We start from the raw sequence: 23,285 nt of genomic DNA, 5'->3' as shown, positions 1-23,285 counted from the left end.
AATGACGAGGGCACCGTTGTCTCATAACACGTTGCATGTCGTCATCGACATGCAACGGCTCTTCGCCGAGGAAACGCCCTGGTTTACGCCAGCCCTCGCAGGCATCATGCCGAATGTGCAGCGGCTTGCCGAGGCCAGGCCTGAAAGGACGGTCTTTGCCCGCTTCATCGTCGCGCAACGTCCCGAGGAGGCGAAAGGCCGATGGCAAGCCTATTATGAGCGCTGGAAAACGGTAACTCTGGACGAACTCGATCCGGTGATGCTGGATCTCGTTGCACCGCTGGCTGCGCTCGCGCAGCTGGGGTCAATCGTCGACAAGGAAACCTTTTCGATCTTCGGAGCGCCCGGCTTTATCGATCGTCTTGATAGCGAAGGCGTCGATACGCTTGTGTTCACCGGTGTCGAGACTGATGTCTGCGTGTATGCGAGCGCATTGGACGCGATCGATCTCGGCTACAGGGTGGTCCTCGCCAGCGACGCTCTGGCGAGCGGCGACATGATGGCACATGAGATGGTACTGACGCGTCTGGCACCGAGGTTTTCGGAGCAGATTGAAATTTTGACAACTGAAGCCATTCTGGGTTTGTGGACTGTATGACGTTGATTTGGATTGCCCGATTCGGCGGCAGCAAGCCCGGCTGAGAGACAAGATGGATATTCCACTCAAGGACAAGGCCCGGGGAGCGAAGGGTGCAGATATGGCAGCGAAACCGAACCACACCCAATACGCACTGGGCGAGCAGATCGGCTTCTTCCTGCGCCAGGCGAACCAACGCCACGTCTCGATCTTCGCCAGCCTGATCTCCGAGAAGCTGACGACCACCCAATGGGCGGCGCTCGTCAAGCTCAAGGATCTGCAGCCCTGCTCGCAAGGTAATCTCGGTCGCGAAACCGCAATGGACATGGCGACCATCAAGGGGGTCGTCGACCGCCTCGTGAAGCGTGGCCTGGTGCACACCGCGCCCGACCCCGCAGATGCACGACGCCTGGTCTTGACACTGACCGACGAAGGCGAGGCCACTGTAGAGCGTAATCTCTCCATTGCGCTGGAGATTTCGCAAGAGACCCTGGGGCCGCTGACAGCTGCCGAGCGCATGATGCTGATGGAACTGCTCCAGAAGATCTGTTGACGGCATCACACGCGGTCCGCGCCCATTCACTCAGACGGAGGAAGACACACCATGCCCGGAGCGGACGATGGGGAAATCAGAGCGCTAGTCACCTCCATGACCACGAATGAGAAAGTCGCTCTCGTCAGTGGCCAAGGCCTCTGGAGAACAGCCGCAATCGAAAGGCTGGGGATCGACTCGATTCTGATGACGGATGGCACCTACGGCGTGCGCTACTCGACAACCCAGATAGATGCCGGCACCGGCGATGAAGAAAGTCTCGCCGCATTCCTCGACCTGATTAACCAACAGGCCGACGATAAAGGCGGCATGTTCGGCACGACGCGACCGGCCACCTGCTTTCCGAACGGCAATCTCGTCGGCTGTTCCTGGGATGTGGACCTGCTGTATCGCATGGGCGAAGCGCTTGCCCTCGAATGCCGCAGCCTGGGAATTCATCTCCTGCTCGGACCGGGTATCAACACACGAAGGACGCCGCTCGCCGGCCGCGCCTATGAATACTACTCGGAGGATCCGGTCATCAACGGCGATCTTGCCGGCGCTCTGATTTCCGGCCTGCAGGACAACGGTATCGGTGCCTCGCTGAAGCATTTTGCCTGCAACAACTCGGAAATCGATCGGACAACGACAAGTTCCGATGTGGATGAACGGGCTCTGCGGGAGATCTATCTCGTAGGCTTCGAGCGGGCGATCCTGAAGAGCCCGCCCTGGACCGTGATGAGCGCCTATAATCCGGTGAACGGCGTTCAATCGGCGGAAAGCCACTGGTTGCTGAAACACATCCTGAGGGATGAATGGGGATATGACGGGCTTATCCTGTCTGATTGGCACGCGATCAAGGATCGGCCCGCATCGCTTAAAGCCGGTACGGACCTCGACATGCCGGAAAGCAAACCTCGCAAGGCACGGCTTCTGTCGGCTATCGAAGATGGCAAAGTCGCCGACGACATACTCGATCGGGCTTGTGAACGGGTTATCGGCCTCGTCCGCCGCTGTCAGGCCGAGAGGCTGCCCGCAGCCCCTGTCGATCTGGACCGCCATCACGCCCTCGCCCAACAGATCGCAGCTGAGTCGATCGTGCTGCTGCGCAACGAACAGCAGACACTGCCGCTCGATGCGGCCGCTACCGGCGAGTTACTCGTGGTTGGCGATGGCGCGGTGGTCCCGACGATCCAGGGATCGGGGTCGGCGACGACCAATCCTTATCGCGTCGACAGCCCGTTGGAACGGATCGCAGCGCGTGCGGGAGAACATCTGAAGGTACGTCATGTGCCTTTCCCGACAGCGCAAGGTATTCCGACGGAGAGTGAAACACAAGCCGTTCTAGATGCTGCGACGACAGCGGACGCAGTCATCATCTTCACCGAGAACGAGAAGTCGCGCAACGGCGAAGGCAATGATCGCGACACCTTGAAACTGGCGGCCGGCCACGACAGCCTGATCCGCTCGCTCACTGAGGCCGGCCGGAAAGTAATCGTCGTTCTAACGACACCGGATGCGGTCGAAATGCCGTGGCTGGCTGCCACGCAGGCCGTGCTGGCCTGCTTTTATCCTGGCCAGGGCGGCGGCGACGCGATTGCCCGCATTCTGTTCGGCGAACAGAACCCTTGCGGAAAACTGACGACGACGATGCCCATCCGCATCGAGGACATTCCCGGTTGGCACACCTATCCCGGTGAGAACAGCCGGCATGTCTACAGCGAAGGAATTTTCGTCGGCTATCGCTTCTATGACCTCAAGGCAGTGACGCCCCTGTTCCCCTTCGGTCATGGCCTAAGCTACACGCGTTTTTCTTACGAGAGCATGGCACTCGACAGGCAGGAAATCGGCCCGTCGATGGACTGCAGGGTGAGCGTCACCATCTGCAACATCGGCGAAGTGGCTGGCAAGGAAATCGTCCAACTCTACGTCCGTCCGGTAAAGCCCGGCCTCCGGCGGCCGATCCGGGAACTCAAGGCGTTTACCAAGGTCGAGCTTCAACCGGGCGAAGCCAAGGTCGTGACCCTGGCGCTTTCCGCTCGGGATTTCCAATATTTCGATACCGCGCGCGGTGCATGGGTGCTCGATGCAGAAGCTTTCATCATCGAGGCGGCGGCTTCCTCGCGCGATATCCGCCTCCAAAACCGACTCGCTTGCCGTTCCGAGCGCTTCCCTCCGGCAGCCCTTTCCGCGCTTTCGCCGCCAGCGCTAGTATTCGCGAATGAACGGGCGATACCTGCGTTGAGAGAATTGCTGGCGAGGAAGCTCCGCATCTCCGGCGATGAAGCGATGGCCATCCTCGAAAAGCTCAACGGCTCTTTCCTGGGCTTCTACGATACCTTGAGCTGGTATGTCGGTGACGCAATCAACGAAGCTGACATCACAGCGCTCTTTGACACCCTGAATCGAGCGCCTTGACGGAAGCTGTAGCTTTACTCACCCAGACCTTGAGGGTCAGCCCACGTGACGGCGGATTAAGCTAGTTTTCTTCAGTCATCTGGAATATTTGCAACAGAGCCCGTTCAAAAACGGTGCATGGCGCCAATGATCTGAATGCACCAACAGTGATCACCACCGGCCTCAGACATCGAAGAAGTTAAAGTGGAACGCGCTGACACCCATCAAAGCATGTTGCGCGCCGGAGACATCCGCGCCGTTGTAGGTAGCACCATCCAAATACAGATTTCGGTCGGTGGTGGGTGTCCCGCCCCACGCGTCGTTCAGGAACGTCACGCTCGCGTCATGGACACCTTTGTCACAATCACCCTGCACCACCAAGTGATCTGACTGGCCAGAGCCGTGAAGAAAGTGCGCCGTCTGTATATCACCGATTTGCTTTCCGTCGACGGTAACCCTGTACTGGGCGTCGCCAAGATAGGCATCCTCGCTGATCAACAAAACGAGTTTGTCGGCTCCGGTACCGATCGTGGTCCCGCCGCTCGCTGGCGGAGGAACGGTTACCGGAGGCGGCGGGGTGGTAGCGGGAGGGTCAGAAACTATATTGAAGTGGAATGCACTGACACCCATCAAAGCATGCTGCGCGCCGGAGACATCCGTGCCGTTGTAGGTAGCACCATCCAAATACAGATTTCGGTCGGTGGTGGGTGTCCCGCCCCACGCGTCGTTCAGGAACGTCACGCTCACGTCATGGACACCTTGGTCCCAATCACCCTGCACCACCAAGTGATCTGACTGGCCAGAGCCGTGAGGAGAGTGCGCCGTTTGTATATCACCGATTTGTATTCCGTCGACGGTAACCCTGTACTGGGCGTCGCCAAGATAGGCATCCTCGCTGATCAACAAAACGAGTTTGTCGGCTCCGGTACCGATCGTGGTCCCGTCGCTCGCTGGCGGAGGAACGGTTACCGGAGGCGGCGGAGTGGTAGCGGGAAGGTGAGAATACACGCGGATATAATCGATCTGCTCTGAAATCGGCGCTTTGGTAACATCCGCATTGTTATTGGGATCGTCCTGCGTGGCCAGATCGGCCAAGAGATACATTGGCCCATGCATATCACTGGGTGTGGCCTTCGTTCCCATAAGCTGACCATCGACGTAGAAGCCTAGGGTATCGGCATTCCAATCCAATCCATATGTATGAAAACCGGATGGCTGAGCGAGCTCGCTATAGACCTGCAAATTTTGTTGCCAGTTAAGATTCGGCGCGGCGTCGGTTGTGTGAATACCGCTATATATGCCCTTCTCGAAACTTCCATAGTTTTCGACGACATCAAGTTCCTGCCAGTGCCCGGCATTATTGGGATCGGCTATCATATGGTCCGGTAGAAGCCAGAATGCGGCCCATGCTCCCGGAAGGTTCGAGAAATCAGCCCGCATCTCGAAGTAGCCATATGTTTGCGAAAAATGCCCTTGCGTCGTGATCAGGCCGGACTCCCAGCTGCCGGGGAAGCCGGATGCGGTGCGGTCGGGCACGGCCGTAATCGTCAACACACCGTTGTTCACCTCGAAAGGATCGTAACCCGACGAAGGGTCAACGAATGAAGAATGACCAAAGCCGATATCGGAATTGGCGTCATAGCGCCATTGCGGACGGATATCGGCCCAAGTCGTGCCGTTACCAGTCTGAGAAATGCTGCGTGTGTTGAACTCGTCGTCAAACGTCAGTTGGTATTGGGTAAGATCGATCGTAGACATCTCTACCTCCACGACAAATTGGTCCGCTCCGGTTTTCGCCATTGCGTGGACCGCCAACATGCAATGCCAACAAAATGCAAATACGCGACAATACAGGGGGGTACTATATCCCGCTGTCCGATGGCACCCTCGTCAAATTGACGCTGCTGCCTCTCGGCTCATCCCCAAAGGGCCTTCACTCCGCTGCTTATGCAAACAGAAAGTCATGCGCCAGCAGCGCATGCTGACTGTGCACGACCACACCACCCGTACCGAATGCAATCGTGGTGTCGTGCGTAACTGGATCGAACGCTGAGATAATATTAAGCTGACTGAAGTCTTTGATTCCCAGTGCCGAGACGTCGATATGGTCGACTCCCCAATTCGATCCTGGGCCGCAAGCGCCTTGACCAAAATCCTCGATTTTGTCACTGCCGTTACTGGGCTTGAATATAAACGTATCATTTCCACCTTCGGCGTGGCCGACCATTACCTGTGCATCACCCCACATGTCCTCGTTGCCGTTGCCGCTGATCAGGGTGTCGTTGCCGCCATGGGAATTACCGGACATCTTCACCGCGTCGCCAATCAGAGTAATAGGCCCGTCCGTGTGACGAACCGCAGAGACGTTCAGCACGTCGTCGCCTCCATGTGCATGGCCCGACATCGTTTGCGCATCGCCTATGAGTATATCATTCGCGGTTTGTTGCGCCTTAACAATAAGACTGTCATCGCCACCACGGGCATTATCCGACATGCTATTCGCATCGCCATAGGCCAGAACGGCCCCGACGGAAGCAACGTTCATTGTATCGTTGCCGCCGATGGCATGATCGCGGAGATCACCACCAGCATCGCCGTAAAACGTTACGCTGTCTTCGAGGCCTGTACTAAGAACATCATTGCCGCCATGCGCATGGCCGGACATGTTCTTGCCCGCATCGCCGTAGAACGTAACGAAGCCCTCGGAGCTACCGTCCGTGACTGTGTCGTTGCCGCCGACAGCATGATCCTTCATGTTGCCGCCAGCGTCGCCATAGATTGTGAAAGTGTTCTGAAACGCAGAAAGCTGAAACGTATCGTTGCCTCCCGCTGCGTGCCCTGACATATCCTTTCCGGCGTCACCATACATGGCGACCGTGATGTTGGTTGGGCTTGGAGCTACGCTGAAAACGTCGTTGCCGCCTTTAGCACCGTCAGAGAGGCTTCCTCCCGCGTCCCCATACAAATTGGTCGTAGTACTGCTTGATCCGGTTATCTGGACGAACAGAAAATCGTCGCCACCGATCGCGTGATCAGCGATGTTTCTAACGGCATCGCCATAAAAGCTGCCCGAGCCATGTATGGTCAGATTATCGTTGCCGCCCGTGGAGTGATCCAACAGGCTGCCTCCGGCATCCCCGTAAAGGATGTTCGTCGAATCCGGCGCTATCAATATATCGTCCGAGCCGATTTGATGATCGGTTAAATTCGCCGTTGTTATGGGAATTACTTTAACCATCGCGACCCCTCCAAGCTTAAATGAAATTTCACCTTGCGACCGAACCCCCCTGAAATCAAGGGTCAAATCAAGCTCGCCCCCTATCCTATTGATCCTGCAGACTAGGTTTTTTAGCTGCAGCGAACTAAGCGAAGCGAAATAGGAGAGCGCAGCGCTATTCTTCGCGAAAGGCTCGCGCCATCTGATCTGCCATCGGCTTCGTTAGATAGGTCAATACTGTTCTTTCGCCGGTCTGCAAGAAGGCCTCGACCGGCATCCCGGAGACGGGCGTCAACTTCCCGAGCCGACCCCACTCTTCCTTCGATATGCTAGCGCGAAGGACGTAATAAGTTGCACTGGAATGCTGGTCAGTAGTCGGCTCGGCCGAGATCTTGGTGATTTGCGCGTTCAGTTGAGGCGTATCCCGCTGATTGAACGCTGAAAACCTGAGCATGACCGGCTGCCCGACGGTCACCTGGTCGATATCCTGCGGCGACAGTTTAAGCTCGGCGACAAGCGCATCCCGATCCGGCACAATCTGCATAATGGTTTCTCCGGGCGATATCACGGCACCCGCCGCATGCACGCTCAGATGATCGATGATACCGGCCTGTGGTGCTCTTATGTCGATCCGCTTCAGATCATCCTTTGCGGCGACCAGTCGCTCCATGAATTGCCCGGTGTCGCTCTGCGTTTGACGCAGTTGCTCCGAAACCTCGGCGCTGTGATCGTCGTCAACTTGCGTGATTTGCAGCTCCGTCTCGGTCATCTTGCCTTTCGCCTGTGCGATGCTTGAAACGAGATTACCGAGTTCTCCGGTCAAGCTGGCACTTTCGCGCTGTAGCGCATAGACCTTCGCCGCAGGGATGATGCCCTTATCGAACAGCCCTTGAAGGCTGGAAAGCTCCTTGGCGATCAGATCGATCTCCCTGCGCTTGCCATTCTCTTGCGCAACCAGACCCTCCACCTCCTGGCTCAGTTGCTGGATACGCTCGCTCAGCTGTGATTTGCGGCTTTGCCTGGATGCCAATCGATCTTCGAACAGACGCGTCTCGCCGGCGATCGTGCGCGAGACTTCGTCTTCGTCGGCCCGCGAAAGCAGTTCCGCCGAAAAGGCGATCGCTGGCGCGCCGTCGCGCTCCGCTACCAGCCGCGCCGTTCTCGCGGACAGTTCATCCAATCGTTTTCGTATGATCGCGAGATTGGCGTTCGTTTGCGTATCGTCGAGATGGATCAAAAGCTGCCCAGCATCGACACGATCACCGTTTTTGACTTGAATGTCGCCGACAACTCCCCCTTTGAGATGCTGAACTGATTTTACATAGCTGTCGACCGCAAGCGTTCCGGGGGCAATGACCGCACCCGAGATCTCGGTGGTCGCAGCAAGGCCACCTATCACGCCGACGAGCAGGACGATCGTCCCAAACGCCGCAACGGAAAGCCGGCGTATCGAACGCTCGCTGGGTGACGGCTTTTCTGTACTCATGACCCGGCGTCCTCGCCGGCGACCATCAGGCGGACTGCACTCTGTTTGATTGGTTGCTTCACCGGCTTTCCGAGGACCATGTCCTTAGGTCCAAACGCCTGCAGCCGTCCCGCGGCGATGACCATCAACATGTCGGCCGCCACCAAAGCGCTCGGCCGGTGGGCGATGACCATTGCGATGCCGCCCCGCGCACCAACGCCGAGGAGAGCTTGGGTCAGAGCCGCATCGCCTTCTGCATCGAGATTGGAATTGGGTTCATCCAGCACCACCAAAAACGGATCGCCATAGAGCGCTCGCGCAAGCGCAATGCGCTGCCGCTGCCCAGCGGAAAGCCGGGAGCCGCCCTCCCCGATCATCGTATCGAAGCCCTGCGGCAACTCCACGATCATGTCATAGACGCCGGCAGACTTTGCAGCAGCGACAACCAATTTCGATGAAGGCTGCTTTTCAAAGCGGGCGATGTTCTCGGCAATCGAACCATCGAAGAGGCTGACATCCTGTGGAAGATAGCCGATGTGGCGCCCAAGTTCCGAGGGATCCCATTGCGCGAGAGCGGCGCGATCAAGGCGTACCGCGCCGATCGTCGTCGGCCAGAGGCCGGTGACCGCGCGCGCAAGGGACGACTTTCCCGAGGCGCTGGGACCAATGACCCCCAATATGGTCCCGGCCGATATGTCAAACGAGATGTTACGAAGGATGAGTTCACGGCTTCCCGGGGAGGCGAGGCTCAGACCGTCCACCGTCAATTTTGATCTGGGTGCCGGCAAGCTGATGCTCCGCTCTCCAGCAGGCAGGATTTCAAGCAGTTTGACAAGGCGCAACCAGCTTTGTCGGGCGGCAACGAATGCCTTCCATTGGCCGATAGCAAGCTCCACCGGTGCGAGCGCCCGGCTAACCAGGATCGAGCTTGCGATCATGATGCCACCCGTCGCTTCCTGCCGGATGACGAGGATTGCGCCGACCGCAAGCACGGCAGACTGAAGCATCATGCGAAGGATGCGGGAGGTGGTCGTCAGGATTCCGGTTACGTTGGCGGCGGCAAGTTGATTTTCGAGATAGGCGCCGTTCAGATCGGCCCATCGCTCCGCCATCCGACCGACGAAACCCATTGCGACAACCGCTTCCCAGTTTCGTCGTGCACCTTCAGCAAAAGCAAGGCGCGCTGCCGACTGTTTGGCCGCCTCGGCTGCCGGACGTTGCGACAAGATCTCGGCAAGAACGGTCAGAACGATGAGGACGATGGCACCGCAGGTCGCGGTCAGCCCGATCCAGAAGTGGAAAAGAAAGCACAATCCGAGATAAAGCGGTATCCATGGCAGGTCGAACAGGGCGATCGGACCGGTGCTGGAGAGAAAAGATCGAACTCTGTCCAGATCGCGAACCGACTGCATTCCATCGCCTGCCGCCGGCATTACTTGTGGTTGAAGCACCAGCGAGGCAAAGACCTTACCGTTCATCCGCTCGTCCAGCGCCACGCCAACGTGCGCCAGAAGCATCGAACGCAGCAGCTCAAGAGCGCCGTGAAACACGAAAAGGGTTGCAGCGATGATCGCAATACCGACCAGTGTCGAAAGGCTGTGGCCGGGAATGACCCGGTCGTAGACCTGAAGCATAAAAAAGGAACCTGTCAGGGCCAGTACGCTGATCACGGCACTCGTAATCGCGATGCTGAAGAACGCCTTTCGAAGGGACGTCAGTACCGCCATCAGAAATGTTCGAGGCAATTTTTTCGACGGAAGAGCCATGTAGCTTCAGTCCTTCATTTATCGCCGCCCGAGGATAAATATCGAAATTGATTATTATTACGAAACTACATGTATATCTATTCACAAATACAGCAAAATATCCAATTCTTATTTATATATACAACTTCGAAGTCGATCTGAAGTGTAACACAACTCGGCGCACGACTCGCCACGCCTACTGGAAGCGACACTTTTGAGATGAAAAGTGGCCGCGACTCTGGTGCACAAGTCTATCAAACAGTGGCTGACATGGTGGTGTTCCGCTGCAGGCAAACGCGTTCGGAAGATGATCTAAGCTCTTTATGGGGATCGAACTGTCGAACCCGACTTTAAGAAAGTTCTTCATCTCAAATTTTTCGATAGCATACATCGGCTTGATCTCGATGGAGTGCCGGAGGCCGAGAACGGAATGTCAGCTTATGATCGCAAGCCATAGTGAATAGAACAGCCTCTGGACTAGCCGCCCAGCTTTGCCGATGCGAACTTACTTCCGGCAGGTGTCGCAGATTCACTCTTCTCGTGATGGCGATCATCCATTCCTCCCCACTATGGTTTCCTTGGATAGAGCGAGGCCACGGATCCCTCCGGCTTAACAGCCACTACGCACTTAGAGATCTTACGGGCTCGCAACGCCTGTGGGAGCAGAATTCAAATTTGCAATTCTCGCTGCCAACTGAACATAGAAAGTATAATGTCATGATGATATTGTCATCACGGGAGAACATTGGGAGGATTAACGTGGACAATTTCTTTATCACAAGAAATTTCGATTGGGGTTTACGGAGATCATCTCATGCCGATCGAGCGCTTAATCTCATAACAAGGCGCTTCGGCATCGAATCGCGAACCGCTTCTTTTGTCGATGCAGCCTTATACCGGATAACAGGCATGAAATTTTCTGCTGTGCATTCAGGTGTTTCCACCAATGTCGAGCAGAGAATGAACATGTTCCATCTGGTCTCCCAGACAATCGCCTATGACGTGGAGGGAGACCTGGTGGAGGTTGGCTGCAATCAGGGCCAGTCCTCCGTGCTGATCGCAAAGGTGATCAGCGATTTCGGATCTTCAAGCAGCTTCATGTTTTCGATAGTTTCGAAGGCCTTCCACCGGCGAGCGATGTGGATGGCGCTTCCTACAGGGAGGGCGATCTCGCGACCTCGGAAGAGGTTCTGGTTCACAATTTCAAATTGCATGGATTACGCCTCCCGATAATTCACAAAGGCTGGTTCAAGGATACGTTGGCCGATGGGCTGCCAAAAAAGATAAGCTTCGCCTATCTGGACGGAGATCTCTACGACTCGATCATGATCAGCCTGGAAAATGTTTATCCGCGGCTTTCGAAAGGTGGGATTTGTCTTGTTGATGACTATTGCGACACCGAGATCAATCCGGACGGATGGAACTATCTTCCCGGTGTAAAAAAGGCCTGTGACGATTTCCTGTGCGACAAGCCCGAACAGATGTCCTACATCTATTCAGCGGCATTCACGCATGCCTTTTTCCGCAAGCATTGAATGGCGGCGTCTTTCGCGATCAACATGACGTGATCTTCGCACGGTAAATCACTGACCTTTACGATTGTTCCATCTATTCCGTGCGTGGGGCGTCCGCCTATATCCGACATGTTTCTGAGGGTGTGATCCTCGCCCTGTTCCTGCAATGGCGAGGATCGGAAGATCCGGCACTTTCCGATCGCACTACCTCGCAAAGCGTTCCGGCCGGAAGGAAGCCAGAAGCGGATGCCGTTTGCCGGTAGCGATCTCGTCGGCAAGCAACTCGCCCGCGATCAAGCCGAGAGTAGCACCGCTATGGCTGAAAGCGACGAAGTACCCCGGGATCGCCTGCAATTCGCCGAATACCGGCTCGCCATCGCCCGGAATAGGTTTGAGGCCGACGCCGTAGTCACCGATTTCGAGCTTCGGATTCCCTTCCAGCACCTTGGAGGCTTCAAGTAGCAAGCCTTCGAGCGTTGAGGGCTTGATTTCGTAGCTACCGTCGACATTTTTGATCACCTCTTCCTCCGACCAGGCCGAATCCAGCGCAAAGGCGCCGTCGGGTGTGGGGCGGATGGCGACGCGCGGCGTGTTGAGGACCGCCTTCAGCGGGTGCTTGATCGGCTTTGTGCGAACGAGAAGCGCAATTGGGGTGTCATCACCGATATGCTGGCCTGCCTTCGCAACGATCGCCGGCACTTCACCACCAGCCGCCAGCAGCACGGCATCCGCGGCCCAATCGGCACCGTTCGCTGTCGTAACGCCCGTAGCGCGGCCATTCCGCACATTCACCGTTGCCCGGCCGGCATCGGTGACGACTTCGCCGCCCATTGACCGGAACTCCTCGGCAAGAACACCGATCAGCGATGGCAGGTCGACCCAACCCTCCCCGGGATTGAAGATCGCTCCCTGTCTGGTCACAGAGCCGGCATCGACGCCAGGCGTCGCCTTGGCGATCTGATCGGGCGTCAGCAACAGCGCGTGATAGGCCAGGTCACGCTCATACTCGAAAACAGCGGCAATGTCGTTGCCGGCATCATCAGCATCCCAGGTGAGACCACCATCGAAGCGCAGCCAGGCCGCATCCGGATATTTGGTGGAAAGTGTGCGATAACGGTCGATCCCAGCCAGGCGCAGCCGATGATAGGCGTCTGACCGACGCCTTGCGGAATTGAGCCAGGCGAGCGAGCGGCCGGATGCGCCATTTGCCAAAGGACCGTCATTGATCAGCGTTGTTTGAACGCCAAGCCGAGCCAGATGAACGGCCGTGGAAACTCCGAAGATACCGCCGCCGACGACAACGACTTTCGAAGGGCGAGTGGGAATATTCATGCTTAGAAACCTTATCAGACGTGAATGTTGCAATCGAAAGGCCGTCGGAAGTCTCGCCGACCCTGTTTGTCAGAGAACCTCAGCGAGGAAGCGCTTCAGGCGTTCGCTTTGCGGATTGTCGAAAATCTGTTGCGGCGTGCCGGCTTCGACGACGCGGCCTTCATCCATGAAGACGACCTGGTCGGCCACTCTGCGGGCAAATCCCATTTCGTGGGTGACGACCGCCATGGTCATCCCCTGGCGTCCGAGATTGGCCATCAAATCGAGAACGCCCTTCACCAGTTCGGGGTCAAGTGCGCTCGTAACTTCGTCGAAAAGGATGACTTCCGGATCCATGGCGAGAGCCCGGGCGATGGCGACGCGCTGCTGCTGGCCGCCGGAAAGGCCGGCGGGCCGATGGTCCTTGCGTCCGGCGAGCCCGACCTCGGCGAGGCGGCTTTCGGCGATCCGGCGAGCCTCGTTTCTTGGCATCTTCTTGATCTTCGTCAGCGACAGCATGACGTTTTCAAGCGCCGTGTGATCCGGAAAGAGATTGAAGTGCTGAAAGACCATGCCGACGCGGCGGCGCAGGCTTTCCGGCTTCATCGACAGAATGCTTTCGCCATCGAGCTGGATATCGCCGCGTTTTGGCTCCACCAAGCGGTTGATGCATCTGAGCAGCGTCGACTTGCCCGAACCCGACGGGCCGATAATGCAGGTTACGGTGCCCTTTGCTATGTCGAGATCAATGCCCTTCAGCACTTCGAGGTCGCCGTAGGACATGCTGAGATCGCGGATTTGAACAGCCCCTCCCTTGAAGCGCAAGGCGCCGGAAGCCTGAACATTCGAAGCCGCCTCGAGTTCGCCGACCTCGACAAGACCGCTTGTCGCACCGGAACTGCGGCCCTGCCGCCCAAGACGCAGGCGTGCATCGATATAGTTGACTAGGTGCGTCAGTGGAACGGTGATGACGAGATAGAAGACGCCTGCCAGCAACAAGGGTGAGAGATTGCCGGTGACGACGGCCTGGTCCTGGCCGACGCGAAAAATCTCGCGCTCCGAAGCCAGCAATCCTAGAAAGTAGACAAGGCTCGAATCCTTGACGTTGCCGATGAACTGGTTGACGAGGGCCGGCAGGACGCGCCGTACGCCTTGAGGGATAATAATCAGCCGCATCCCCTGCCCGTAGCTCATGCTAAGCGCACGGCAGGCCTCCATCTGCCCACGTTCGACGCTTTGAATGCCGGATCGGAAGATCTCGCCGATATAGGCGCCGGCGATCAGGCTGAGTGCGATGATCCCCAGCGGAAAGGGCGACGGACCGAAGATCTCGCGGCCGATGCGGGCAAAGCCCTGGCCGATGATCAGGATCGTCACGATCGCCGGCAGGCCGCGAAATATATCGGTGTAGATGCGCGCCGGCAAACGCAGCCAGCGCGACTGCGAGATACCCATCACGGCCAGCACCATGCCGATCACAACGCCGAGCACAGTGGAGGCTGCCGCCAGGATAAGTGTGTTCTTCAGTCCGACCGTGATCATGCTCGGCAGGACTTCGGCCATCGCATTCCAGTCAAGAAAGCTGCGACGGAGGTTTTCAAGCCAATCCATTCAATTCCCCATGAAATTCGCGAGGCAGGTCAATGGCCGCCGCCCAGAGCACCCGGACGGCGGCGCAGCCTTTACTTCTTGGGAAGATATTGATCGGGCATCGGCGAGCCGGGGAACCACTTCTCATAGAGCGTCTTCCAGGTGCCGTCCTGCATTGCCTCATGCAGCGCCTTGTTGAGCGCCAGACGGAAGGCGTCGTTGCCCTTGTGGACGACGAAGCCCGCCGGTGCGTCGAAGGATGGGATATTCACCGCGATTTTCAGCGTGGGATAGCGTTCGCCATATTGCTTGGCGGCTTCATAGTCGAGGAAATGCGCGTCGATGGTGCCGTTGTTCAGCGCCGCCACGGCGGAATTGTTGTCCGGAAATTTGACGAGGTCCGTGCCGGCAAAATTCTTCGTCGCATAGATCTCCTGCAGCGTACCTTGCACGACGCCGAGGCGCTTGCCCTTAAGGCCGGCTGCATCCTTGGTCGAGGCATCCGATGTCAGAACCGAGAGATAGCCGGCGAGATAACCATCGGAGAAATCGACCGTCTTCTTGCGTGCCTCGGTGGTTCCGATTGCGGCAACGGCGACGTCGAAACGCTGGTTGGCAACGGAGGGCAACAAGGCAGAGAATTCCTGGCCGGTGAACGTCACCTTGTCCTTGGGAAAGCCCATGCGCGAAACGACGTTCAGAAAGAGTTCGATATCGAAGCCGGTGAATTGGCCATCGGCGGTCGTGAAGGTGTAGGGCTTGGAATCGCCCATCGTGCCGACGCTGATGACGTTCGGATCGATCAGATTATAGGGATTGTCGGCCGCAACTGCTGGGACCGCGCTTGCTGCGACGAGGCAGGCCAGCAGGCCGGCGCCCAAGGGCAAGGCAAAGGCCGAGAATATGGCAGATAGTTTCATGTTCGTTCTCCGCTCTGAAGGATGCTCTTATTGGCATTCATGCATGCGCGCCCATCCCTCACCCATCCATCGGAAAGAGGTCATCTGGACAAGAGACCGGTTTCATACTAAAAAGAGACCGGTCTCACCTTATTTGTTACCGTGAGATTGACCGTCCGTCAATAACTCTTGTAATCGTCGTCGAATGGAAGAATCCCTCACCTCGAAACGCTCCGTCACTGTCGCCGATGTCGCAAGAGCCGCGAATGTCTCAAAGGCGACTGCGGCGCGCGTGCTCGGTGGCTATGGTGTCGTCAGCGACAAGGTTCGCGAGCAGGTGCTAGCCGTGGCGACGGCACTCGAATATCGACCGAACGAACTCGCCCGAAGCATGACCACAGGCAAATCCGGCATCATCGGTGTTGTGGTCGGCGATATAGAGAATGCTTTCTTCAGCCTCGCCGTCAGAGGGATCAGCGATGTCGCACGCATGGCTGGTTTCAACGTCATCATCGCCAATTCCGGCGAGGAGATCGAGGCGGAGAAGTCAGCGGTCGACCTGCTCATTGGCAAGCGTGTCGATGGATTGATCGTGACACCGGCACGATGCGATCGGATGGAGCATCTCCAGGATATACGCCGCGTCGGCGTGCCGCTCGTTCTATTTGACAGAACCATTCCGGAACTAGGCGTCGATGCGGTCACCGGTGATGATTTTGACGCTGCCGCGAGCGCGACCCGCCATCTTATCGACATGGGGCATCGGCGGATCGCCTATATATCGGCGATGGATGCTGAGAGCGAATTCCTTGACGATATCAGCAGCATTTCCAATTCCGCGGTGCGCGAACGCGTGGAGGGGGCTCTGAGGGAGCAAGCCGACGCCGGCATAGAGGAGGCTCGGCATTACGTGCGTCTCGGCGCCACGGACCAGCCGAAAACGGATGGTGTCGTCGAGCGCCTGTTGCAAGACGCAGCTCCCCCAACCGCCCTCATCGCTTCGGACAGTCTCGTCGGCCTTAGAGTTTTCAAGTCTCTGCAAACCCTCGGGTTATCGATACCGCGCGACATCTCGATGATTTCGTTTCTGGACGCCGATTGGACGACCGTCACGACACCGCCGATCACCGTCATCGACCAGCCTGTCTACGAGATGGGCAAGGAGGCGGCCGAACGGCTGATTTCGCGCCTGAGCGGCAAGGACATTCCTGTCGGACGCGCTACCATAAAAACAAGTCTGATTCCGCGCGGATCAGTCGCCTCGCTGTCTCGCAGCGACCATTAGCGCTGGACTGACGCAACTCGGCCAACTCGGCCGCCGCGACGATATCAATCATTGCGTGCTCCTTTCGTTATATTCCATGCTCGAAGGAACTTTTAGCTCGCCGATCGAGTTGCTTGGATCGGAGTTAGGAGGATCATCAGATATGGAAATGCAACGGTCTTTCGAACGGCGCCGGCCGACCAGAGGCGTCCCCTATAGTCTGGCGGATTTCCAGAAGAAATACGGACTCGATGACGTGACGGCCGAGGACCTGTTCGTTCGGTTCGGCCCTTCTTCGATCGAGCTTGATCTGCTCATGGCGGCGAAGCGCAAAACACTTTCCTTCGATGTCCTGACGAACGAGATGCCCTTACGATCGGCTTGTCCGAAGGAAACCAATCCGTCTTCAGGAACGAGGAGAAACTTCAACGGCCGGCAACGAAGAACAAAATGACGAAAAGCGCCGCGAGCGCGCCTACAGGATTTGGGAGGAAGAGGGGAGGCCAGAGAGAGCTGCCATCTCGACAACTGGCAATGGGAGGAACCGCACTGACCACGACCCTTAGTCTAATTGCGGGCGAGCTTCTTCTCCAAGGCAAGTAGGAAGCCGGAAATGCGGCGGCCGCAATCATTCGTCCTCCATACCGATAGCCTTCATCGCATCGACGCGGCGTTTGCGATCGATCCGCATGATGCTGACTTGTTTGCTGACTACCCAGTATAAGAGAACATTGGCTAGCTGGAGGGACTATCGCTTTTACCGCGCGAACGTCGATAATGCCGCTGCGCCTTTGCACGGTTCCCGCAATCTCCCATCGAACACCAGCGCCTGTTCATCGCCCTGCTCTCGTCGACGAACAGCCATCCGCAGCCGCGGTCATCCTGGCACTGGCGGATAAGATGCGCTTTAGGACCGGTCATGAGGTTCGCCGCCGAAATAATGATGGGTTTGAGCAGATCTGAATCGCTGGCTTCATCGATACGCCAGACCATTTCACCCGCCATCCATTCGAGCCTTATTCCATCTGCGGGCCGAGCCAAAAACACGTTGAAATACTCGAGAGCCTCGATCGGCGGGGCGACATCGGCGATGCGAGCGACGAGGAGTTCGTAGATAGTTTCGCGCAGTGCAATCGCCGCCTCATAGGCTTTGGCGCCATCATCTTGATATGTGTGCCAACGCGCACTCATCGGGTCCGACTGGTGTTCACTCCCAAGCAGGTTGGCAGTCAGCCAGCGCAAAAGTGCTTGCGCATCGGGAAGCCGTTCCTCACGAGACGAGCGCAACCGCCAAGCTGCTGTGTTCACAAACCGGATCGCCAATTCCTCTTTGGGGCCGCCGTCGGCGCTTGAATGTCGATATTCTTTGGAACTCATGATCTTGATCCTGGTTTGGTCTCTAACCCTATAAAAGGTTAGGATCAGCCATGATGCTTTCAAGGACACATATCACGCTTGGCGCGGCCTTTGCCGCGATCTATATCATTTGGGGATCGACCTATCTTGCCTTAGCTTTGGGTCTGCAAACGCTGCCGCCCTTTCTTCTGATGGGCATACGCTGTTTGATCGGGGGCACCATCCTCTATGCCTATGCGAGGGTAAGGAGTTCCGAAGCTCCATCCGTTACGATGTGGGGCGTCGCGGCAGTTTGTGGCTTGCTGTTCTTCGTTGGATGCCACGGCGTTCTGGCATATGCGCAGCAACGCGTTCCATCCGGCGTGGCCGCTCTGCTCCTGGCAACGATCCCGTTCTGGATCGTGCTCCTGCAGGCTTTCATTCCCGGAGGTGAGCGGCCGACCGGGATGAGAGCGGGACTCCTCGTTCCCGGCATCGCAGGCGTAGCTCTCATCGCATGGCAGGAAATATCTTCCGGCGCGAGCGCGGTGCACCCCGTCGATTTGATTCTCCTGCTGGGGGCCTCCTTCTCATGGGCGGTCGGAACAGTCATATCGGAGCGCCATTCCGCAAAATTTGCCTCGGCGGGGCTCTCTGGGATCGAACTGCTCGCCGGCGGCGTTGCCTTGGCCGTCATCAGCGCGCTGTCGGGCGAGTTGGAGGCTGTGCAGCCGACCCGGATCTCCGCAGTTTCGCTAGGTGGCTTGGCCTATCTGATTCTGTTCGGCACCGTGATAGCCTTTGCCGCATATACTTGGCTGCTAAGGCGAATATCGCCTTTGTTGGTCGCCACTTACACATTCATAAACCCGATCATCGCCGTCGCCATTGGCTACACATTCCTTGGGGAAAGCGTAACGACACCCGTCCTCGTTGGCGCAGCCATGATCGTTGTTTCGGTTGCCGGGATGCTGCTGCTCCAATACAAATCAACCAGGAAGGACGGGACACCCCATTTTCGCGAGACTGCAGTATCTCAGCGGCGTCTCTGAAAGAGGTTCCCCGCTTTCTCGCCTATCGCAAGACCGGCCGCGAGGATTTTTCGATCGGATTTGGACGCTGCGTGACGATAGCGCCAAAGGCCGAGGTGGTATGATTTAGCCCTTATAGCAAGGCTTGGCGGCGGCGGTTGTGCCGCCGAGCCACGTGAGCAACGCTTGGTCTTTTCTAATCAGTTTCAAGGATTATAGCTGGCAGGAGGGACATGAAATGAGAAGCAAGGTGGCGTGGACGAACAACTGCAGCGCCTCTAAGGATCATGACGACGTCGCCGGGTTTGAGAACAGATAGGAGTTGGCGTTCGACATAGGCTCGAAAGCACTGGCCATTGATCGGTCCGTCAAAGAAACAGGGTGCAACGGGCCTGGATCAAGACCGGTCTGCCAGGACTACTATCTGCTTCGTCGACTGAGAAGAGATGCGACCCGCCGAGGCACGGCGTCGGCAACAACCTCACTGCCGGGGCGACTACAGGGCCGCATCGCGCCGCAGCCGCGCCCCGACATCGGTTGTTTTCATCAGTACATTCTTGAACGGTCTACATTAGTTATTGCCTCTTCCAGCGCCAGAGCGGCCCCCAGCAATCGCTCATCATGGTTCTTGGGAGCCGACAGCAAAAAGCCGACCGGCATGCCCGCTTCGCCGGCCCCGCAAGGCAGGGAAACGCCGCACCAGTCAAGAAAATTACCGATCGCCGTATTGCGCAGCGTTCTGCCATTGATCTTTACGAACAGCTCGTCATCAGCTTCCAGGGGGCCGAGCGCCGGCGCGACATGGGCAACCGTCGGATAGGCGATGAACTCATTCGGCCCAAGCGTTGCAGCTACCTCCTTGATCAGTTGCTCACGCACTTTGAGCGTTTCCAGATAGCCGACCAGCGTCGTCTTCTCTCCAAGGCGTGTCCGCGCGACAACCCGCCGATCCATGGCTTGAGCCTCCGGCCCCGCCAAGCGACGATGATGGAGCACGAAGGCCTCGGCAGTAACCAACGGCCCATACTCGGCCATCAGTTCAAAGAGCCTTTCGAAAGCTGGAAACGCGGCTCGCCGGATCTTAACGCCGGCGGCACTCAATCTCGTCAGCGTCGCCTCGAAAGCTGCAAGAACACCATCCTGCGCATCATCCATGACGATATTTGTCGGCACCACGATGGAAAGCCTGGCGGCTTCGGCGCGCTCTATCTCGGGGACAAAGCGCCCGCGCATTGCGGCATCGACCCATATCGCATCCTGGACGCTGCGGCACAAAGGCCCTAGCGAGTCGAGGCTCGTCGACAGCGGAAAGACGCCGGCCATGCTGTAGCGGCCATGGCTTGCCTTATAGCCGACAAGGCCGTTGAAAGCAGACGGTATGCGCACCGAGCCGCCGGTATCCGTGCCGATCGCCACCGGCACGAGACCGGCCACAACAGCAACGGCGGAACCCGAGGACGAACCGCCGGGAATTCGCGGCACATCCGTTGCCAGCGGGTTTAGCGGCGTACCGTAATGCGGATTGAGGCCGAGACCGGAAAAGGCGAATTCGCTCATATTGACCCGGCCGACGGCCACCATGCCCGCCGCTTGCAGCGCCCTGACGACATCGGCATCGTGTTCGGCAGGCGCGGCATCCGCAAGCACGACCGAGCCAGCCGTCGTCGGCAGGCCGGCGATGGCGAAGAGATCCTTCCAGGCGACGGGAATGCCATCCAGCAGCCCGCGCGAACGCCCCTCGCGCAGCCTCTTGGACGAAGCAGCCGCCTCCTCCTTCGCGCGCCGCTCCAAAAGCTGCGTGAAGATCGCCTGGTCCTTATAGGTCCGGATCGCGTCGAGAGTCTCCTCGGCCAGCGCGACCGGGTCGAGACTGCCGGACTGGATCAGGACCGAGAGTTGCGCGATCGATTTGCTGAGGTGTGTCTTTGTCACAGGTCCTGCTCTCCTTCTCAGCCAACCAGCTGCATCCAGCGGCGCACGAGATAATTGTGCTCATCCATTGTCGTATTCCAGACGGCAATGCAATTGGCGCGCTGCCAATAGATCCGCCGCTGCGCACCGATCCTTTCCTGATCCGCATCTGGCCATCCGGGCCGGGCAAGTCTTCGGTGGCCGCCGCGCCTTCATACCAGTAGTCCGGTGGCGTCGCCTTAACTAATTCTGGCCGAAGGAGGGGCTTGTGCGCCGAACGTCAGAGCACGCTGGACAATGCGATTTCACGCCAGGTTGTGACGGCATCGGCGCGGAGTTGGCGGTGGGCTGCGGCAGTGTGACATTTCCGATGTAGGTGGAAGAGGTTGGCGATCTGGCCATGGGCTGAAACGAAATGTTGGCATTGTCGCGTCGACTTGAAGCGCATCATGCGCCTCTCTCGTCGTCTCAGCGGAAGATGAGAATTTTCAGCGCGGTTGTTCAATCCTTTATGCGAGCGATGCTCGACGTCTGGCATCAACTCAGCCCTTGCGGCGGCGTAAGAGCGCAACTTGTCGGTTACCATCACTCGCGGCATGACGCCCTGTCCTTTGAGCAGCTTGCGCATCAGCCGAAGAGCTGCCTTTTTGTTTCTCCGGCTTTGCAACAGAGCATCGAGAACGAAACCATCCTGATCTACGGCACGCCAAAGCCAATATTTCCTGCCCTTGATCGAGACGACCAGGCGAGTGGCGCAGGGGAATTTCACCCCCACGCTCTCTCAGAACCGGACGTGATACTCTCGCATCATCCGGCTCCCATTGTTCGACCGTATCCATGAAGCAGAGGCCAATGGGCGAACAGCCGAGGTTGGCGCTGCGCGATGCGCAAAAGCCAATGCCGGGATCGCCGCTTATGCCCACGCAAGGACTTGTACTTTCCCGAGGCCCATCGGGCCAAGTATCGCTCGACACTCCAGAGCGTAGGTTGGAGAGCTGAAGGACAGAACCGACCATAGTAATTGATCCAGCCGCGGATGTACGAGTTGAACATCCGTGCCAGATCATCGAGAGCCCTGTCACTGCGAAGGTGCAAGGACCAACTACGGATCGTGCCCCGTATCGCCTTGAGCGCCGTCGGACTGGCCGCAGGACCGAATGAAACACCCATGCCCCCGGCCTTCTTGCTCACAAGTCTCGGCCGGAAAGCGTAGCCGAGAAAGTCGAACTTGTAGACCGGATGAGTGCCTCGCCGACTTTCATCCCTGCAATAGACGATTTTGGTCTTGTCAGGATGAAGCGTCAGCCCACAATCAGTAAAACGCGCGTCCAGAGCGTTCCGAAGCGCCATCGCCTGGTCCTCGGTCCGACAATGACAGATCGCGTCGTCAGCATAACGCTCAAACGGAATGTTCGGGAAATTCCGACACATCCACATGTCAAACGCATAGTGAAGAAAGAGGTTTGCCAAGAGAGGGCTGATTACCCCGCCCTGTGGCGTTCCTCGTTCTCTGGCGACGAGATTTCCGTCCGGCATCTGCACTGGCGCTTTCAGCCATCGTTCAATGTATAAAAGCACCCACGGGCAATCGGTGTGCTTGCGCACAGCCCGCATCAGCAGGTCCGGTTCAATGCTATCAAAGAAAGCCTTGATATCGAGATCAAGAACCCAGTTGTAACGCCAGCATCGCTGCCGCGCCACGCTGATCGCATCGAGTGCCGATTTGCCGGGCCGATACCCATAGGAATCCGGATGGAATTCAGGCTCCACCGCCGGTTCCAGATGGCGTTTGACCACCATCTGCGCAATGCGATCGGCGACCGTGGGTATGCCCAGCGGGCGCGTCTTCCCATCGCTCTTGGGTATGTCGACCCGCCGCACCGGCGGCGGAAAGTAGCTGCCCGACGCCAGCCGATTCCAGAGCTTGTACAGGTTGTTCGTAAGATCAGCCTCAAAGTCCAAAATCGTCTGGCCGTCAATACCAGCCGCTCCTTGGTTGGCTCTAACCCTCTTATATGCTTCCCACACCTCCCTTTTCGGGATCGCGTACGGCTTTGCTCTATCCACGAGGATCCTCCCGTCGCCGGTTGTCCACGCTCCAGAGCTGAACAACGCAGCCCCTTCGCTCCAGCCCCATTACAGGACCTTCAGCACTACTACGGGCTGCTCCGCCCCTGTGCTCCGCTTCGGTAATCTCACCCTCGCAGGGACCGCCGGCTTGGGTTTCTCCCTTAACATCGGAGCGACAGGTTCCCGCGTTCCACACGAAAGCCTGGTTAAGAGTCACGCCGCCTTCATGCCGGATGCCGCCTGGGCAGAAATCAGGTCGCCCCCCAGACTTGTCCCGGGCTAACGAATTCCTCCCGGTTTCGACATCATCTTGCACTTTTCGACACGTCATCAGCGGTTCGCTTGCGCTCGTCTCTCTAAACCTCACCTGACGGACTAACGTCCGCCTTTTCTGCAACGCTCACCACCACGGCTCTTTACCGTTGCA

The 23,285-nt window shown here is 57.7% G+C and carries 19 protein-coding genes and 3 pseudogenes; 8 read left to right on the top strand and 14 right to left on the bottom strand.

All coding sequences use genetic code 11. The features are described 5' to 3' along the window. Position 1 precedes the first annotated feature (1 nt). The 3 genes from ACK83U_RS20660 to ACK83U_RS20650 are packed head-to-tail and all read left to right on the top strand — an operon-like array spanning position 2 to position 3,527. A complete protein-coding gene (locus tag ACK83U_RS20660; RefSeq protein WP_112608335.1) occupies positions 2-598 on the top strand; it encodes a cysteine hydrolase family protein in 597 nt (198 codons plus the stop codon). A gap of 52 nt (positions 599-650) precedes the next feature. Then, positions 651-1,130, top strand: coding sequence for a MarR family transcriptional regulator (locus ACK83U_RS20655; RefSeq protein WP_112415698.1), 480 nt, complete (start codon positions 651-653; stop codon positions 1,128-1,130). Between the two features lie 51 nt (positions 1,131-1,181). Then, positions 1,182-3,527, top strand: coding sequence for a glycoside hydrolase family 3 C-terminal domain-containing protein (locus tag ACK83U_RS20650; RefSeq protein ID WP_112608333.1), 2,346 nt, complete (start codon positions 1,182-1,184; stop codon positions 3,525-3,527). A 162-nt stretch (positions 3,528-3,689) separates the two neighbouring features. Here ACK83U_RS20650 and ACK83U_RS20645 read toward each other — a convergent pair whose 3' ends face one another. The 5 genes from ACK83U_RS20645 to ACK83U_RS20625 form a co-directional block, all read right to left on the bottom strand. After that, positions 3,690-5,264 carry a carbohydrate-binding domain-containing protein gene (locus tag ACK83U_RS20645; RefSeq protein ID WP_412474985.1) on the bottom strand — a complete coding sequence of 525 codons (1,575 nt, stop codon included), beginning with the start codon at positions 5,262-5,264 and terminating at the stop codon, positions 3,690-3,692. A 187-nt stretch (positions 5,265-5,451) separates the two neighbouring features. Further along, positions 5,452-6,744, bottom strand: coding sequence for a calcium-binding protein (locus ACK83U_RS20640; RefSeq protein WP_112611535.1), 1,293 nt, complete (start codon positions 6,742-6,744; stop codon positions 5,452-5,454). A gap of 154 nt (positions 6,745-6,898) precedes the next feature. Next, positions 6,899-8,209, bottom strand: coding sequence for an HlyD family type I secretion periplasmic adaptor subunit (locus tag ACK83U_RS20635; RefSeq protein WP_112611533.1), 1,311 nt, complete (start codon positions 8,207-8,209; stop codon positions 6,899-6,901). Beyond that, positions 8,206-9,954, bottom strand: coding sequence for a type I secretion system permease/ATPase (locus ACK83U_RS20630; protein ID WP_112611531.1), 1,749 nt, complete (start codon positions 9,952-9,954; stop codon positions 8,206-8,208). Before ACK83U_RS20630 ends, ACK83U_RS20635 begins: the two co-directional genes overlap by 4 nt. A 1,013-nt stretch (positions 9,955-10,967) precedes the next feature. After that, positions 10,968-11,147 (bottom strand): hypothetical protein, encoded by a 180-nt coding sequence (locus ACK83U_RS20625; protein ID WP_412475043.1) that lies wholly within the window; start codon positions 11,145-11,147, stop codon positions 10,968-10,970. Between ACK83U_RS20625 and ACK83U_RS20620 the strand changes: the two genes are divergently transcribed. After that, the gene (locus ACK83U_RS20620; protein WP_412474984.1) at positions 11,073-11,468 is read left to right on the top strand and encodes a TylF/MycF/NovP-related O-methyltransferase; all 396 of its coding nucleotides are present in this window, start codon (positions 11,073-11,075) and stop codon (positions 11,466-11,468) included. The genes ACK83U_RS20625 and ACK83U_RS20620 overlap by 75 nt on opposite strands. Positions 11,469-11,651: 183 nt before the next feature. On the opposite strand, the gene ACK83U_RS20615 is transcribed toward ACK83U_RS20620, so the two are convergent. From ACK83U_RS20615 to ACK83U_RS20605, 3 genes are all read right to left on the bottom strand, one after another. Further along, positions 11,652-12,779: an NAD(P)/FAD-dependent oxidoreductase gene (locus tag ACK83U_RS20615; protein ID WP_112611527.1), complete on the bottom strand. Its 1,128-nt coding sequence runs from the start codon at positions 12,777-12,779 to the stop codon at positions 11,652-11,654. Positions 12,780-12,848: 69 nt separating this feature from the next. Further along, positions 12,849-14,369, bottom strand: coding sequence for an amino acid ABC transporter permease/ATP-binding protein (locus ACK83U_RS20610; RefSeq protein ID WP_112611525.1), 1,521 nt, complete (start codon positions 14,367-14,369; stop codon positions 12,849-12,851). A 71-nt stretch (positions 14,370-14,440) separates the two neighbouring features. Next, entirely contained in the window at positions 14,441-15,268 is an 828-nt protein-coding gene (locus tag ACK83U_RS20605) for an ABC transporter substrate-binding protein (RefSeq protein ID WP_112611523.1), read from the bottom strand. A 184-nt stretch (positions 15,269-15,452) separates the two neighbouring features. On the opposite strand from ACK83U_RS20605, the gene ACK83U_RS20600 reads away from it, so the two are divergent. The 3 genes from ACK83U_RS20600 to ACK83U_RS20590 all read left to right on the top strand — a co-directional run bounded on the left by ACK83U_RS20600 (position 15,453) and on the right by ACK83U_RS20590 (position 17,077). Beyond that, a complete protein-coding gene (locus ACK83U_RS20600) occupies positions 15,453-16,532 on the top strand; it encodes a LacI family DNA-binding transcriptional regulator (protein ID WP_112611521.1) in 1,080 nt (359 codons plus the stop codon). A gap of 142 nt (positions 16,533-16,674) precedes the next feature. Next, on the top strand, positions 16,675-16,965 hold the full coding sequence (locus ACK83U_RS20595; protein WP_112611519.1) for a hypothetical protein: 291 nt from the start codon (positions 16,675-16,677) through the stop codon (positions 16,963-16,965). Beyond that, positions 16,910-17,077 (top strand): DUF2934 domain-containing protein, encoded by a 168-nt coding sequence (locus ACK83U_RS20590; protein WP_112611537.1) that lies wholly within the window; start codon positions 16,910-16,912, stop codon positions 17,075-17,077. Before ACK83U_RS20595 ends, ACK83U_RS20590 begins: the two co-directional genes overlap by 56 nt. Positions 17,078-17,246: 169 nt before the next feature. On the opposite strand, the gene ACK83U_RS20585 is transcribed toward ACK83U_RS20590, so the two are convergent. Further along, complete coding sequence (locus ACK83U_RS20585) at positions 17,247-17,888, bottom strand: CGNR zinc finger domain-containing protein (protein WP_112611517.1); 642 nt, start codon at positions 17,886-17,888, stop codon at positions 17,247-17,249. A gap of 50 nt (positions 17,889-17,938) precedes the next feature. Here ACK83U_RS20585 and ACK83U_RS20580 point away from each other — a divergent pair, with 50 nt between their 5' ends. After that, entirely contained in the window at positions 17,939-18,898 is a 960-nt protein-coding gene (locus tag ACK83U_RS20580) for an EamA family transporter (RefSeq protein ID WP_112611515.1), read from the top strand. Between the two features lie 262 nt (positions 18,899-19,160). Here ACK83U_RS20580 and ACK83U_RS20575 read toward each other — a convergent pair. From ACK83U_RS20575 to ltrA, 5 genes and pseudogenes are all read right to left on the bottom strand, one after another. After that, a pseudogene (locus ACK83U_RS20575) lies at positions 19,161-19,262 on the bottom strand (IS630 family transposase); the annotation flags it as partial. 161 nt (positions 19,263-19,423) lie between these two features. Beyond that, complete coding sequence (locus ACK83U_RS20570) at positions 19,424-20,809, bottom strand: amidase (RefSeq protein WP_112611513.1); 1,386 nt, start codon at positions 20,807-20,809, stop codon at positions 19,424-19,426. Positions 20,810-20,826: 17 nt separating this feature from the next. Further along, positions 20,827-21,014 (bottom strand): annotated as a pseudogene (locus ACK83U_RS20565) (signal peptide prediction); the annotation flags it as partial. A gap of 54 nt (positions 21,015-21,068) precedes the next feature. Further along, a pseudogene (locus ACK83U_RS20560) lies at positions 21,069-21,533 on the bottom strand (IS6 family transposase); the annotation flags it as partial. A gap of 62 nt (positions 21,534-21,595) precedes the next feature. Further along, positions 21,596-22,855 carry a group II intron reverse transcriptase/maturase gene (ltrA, locus tag ACK83U_RS20555; RefSeq protein ID WP_112611032.1) on the bottom strand — a complete coding sequence of 420 codons (1,260 nt, stop codon included), beginning with the start codon at positions 22,853-22,855 and terminating at the stop codon, positions 21,596-21,598. Positions 22,856-23,285 lie beyond the last annotated feature (430 nt).

This window comes from Rhizobium sp. WW22, from assembly GCF_047041135.1.
Lineage (GTDB): Bacteria > Pseudomonadota > Alphaproteobacteria > Rhizobiales > Rhizobiaceae > Rhizobium.
Note: the sequence above shows the minus strand (reverse complement) of the source record. Positions and strands in the feature narration are given on the sequence as shown.

Bases quoted from the DNA above. Each gene is read 5' to 3' on its own strand.
- ACK83U_RS20660 (WP_112608335.1), top strand. From the start codon at position 2: ATGACGAGGGCACCGTTGTCTCATAACACGTTGCATGTCGTCATCGAC.
- ACK83U_RS20655 (WP_112415698.1), top strand. From the start codon at position 651: ATGGATATTCCACTCAAGGACAAGGCCCGGGGAGCGAAGGGTGCAGAT.
- ACK83U_RS20650 (WP_112608333.1), top strand. From the start codon at position 1,182: ATGCCCGGAGCGGACGATGGGGAAATCAGAGCGCTAGTCACCTCCATG.
- ACK83U_RS20645 (WP_412474985.1), bottom strand. From the start codon at position 5,264: ATGTCTACGATCGATCTTACCCAATACCAACTGACGTTTGACGACGAG.
- ACK83U_RS20640 (WP_112611535.1), bottom strand. From the start codon at position 6,744: ATGGTTAAAGTAATTCCCATAACAACGGCGAATTTAACCGATCATCAA.
- ACK83U_RS20635 (WP_112611533.1), bottom strand. From the start codon at position 8,209: ATGAGTACAGAAAAGCCGTCACCCAGCGAGCGTTCGATACGCCGGCTT.
- ACK83U_RS20630 (WP_112611531.1), bottom strand. From the start codon at position 9,954: ATGGCTCTTCCGTCGAAAAAATTGCCTCGAACATTTCTGATGGCGGTA.
- ACK83U_RS20625 (WP_412475043.1), bottom strand. From the start codon at position 11,147: ATGCAATTTGAAATTGTGAACCAGAACCTCTTCCGAGGTCGCGAGATC.
- ACK83U_RS20615 (WP_112611527.1), bottom strand. From the start codon at position 12,779: ATGAATATTCCCACTCGCCCTTCGAAAGTCGTTGTCGTCGGCGGCGGT.
- ACK83U_RS20610 (WP_112611525.1), bottom strand. From the start codon at position 14,369: ATGGATTGGCTTGAAAACCTCCGTCGCAGCTTTCTTGACTGGAATGCG.
- ACK83U_RS20605 (WP_112611523.1), bottom strand. From the start codon at position 15,268: ATGAAACTATCTGCCATATTCTCGGCCTTTGCCTTGCCCTTGGGCGCC.
- ACK83U_RS20600 (WP_112611521.1), top strand. From the start codon at position 15,453: ATGGAAGAATCCCTCACCTCGAAACGCTCCGTCACTGTCGCCGATGTC.
- ACK83U_RS20595 (WP_112611519.1), top strand. From the start codon at position 16,675: ATGGAAATGCAACGGTCTTTCGAACGGCGCCGGCCGACCAGAGGCGTC.
- ACK83U_RS20585 (WP_112611517.1), bottom strand. From the start codon at position 17,888: ATGAGTTCCAAAGAATATCGACATTCAAGCGCCGACGGCGGCCCCAAA.
- ACK83U_RS20580 (WP_112611515.1), top strand. From the start codon at position 17,939: ATGATGCTTTCAAGGACACATATCACGCTTGGCGCGGCCTTTGCCGCG.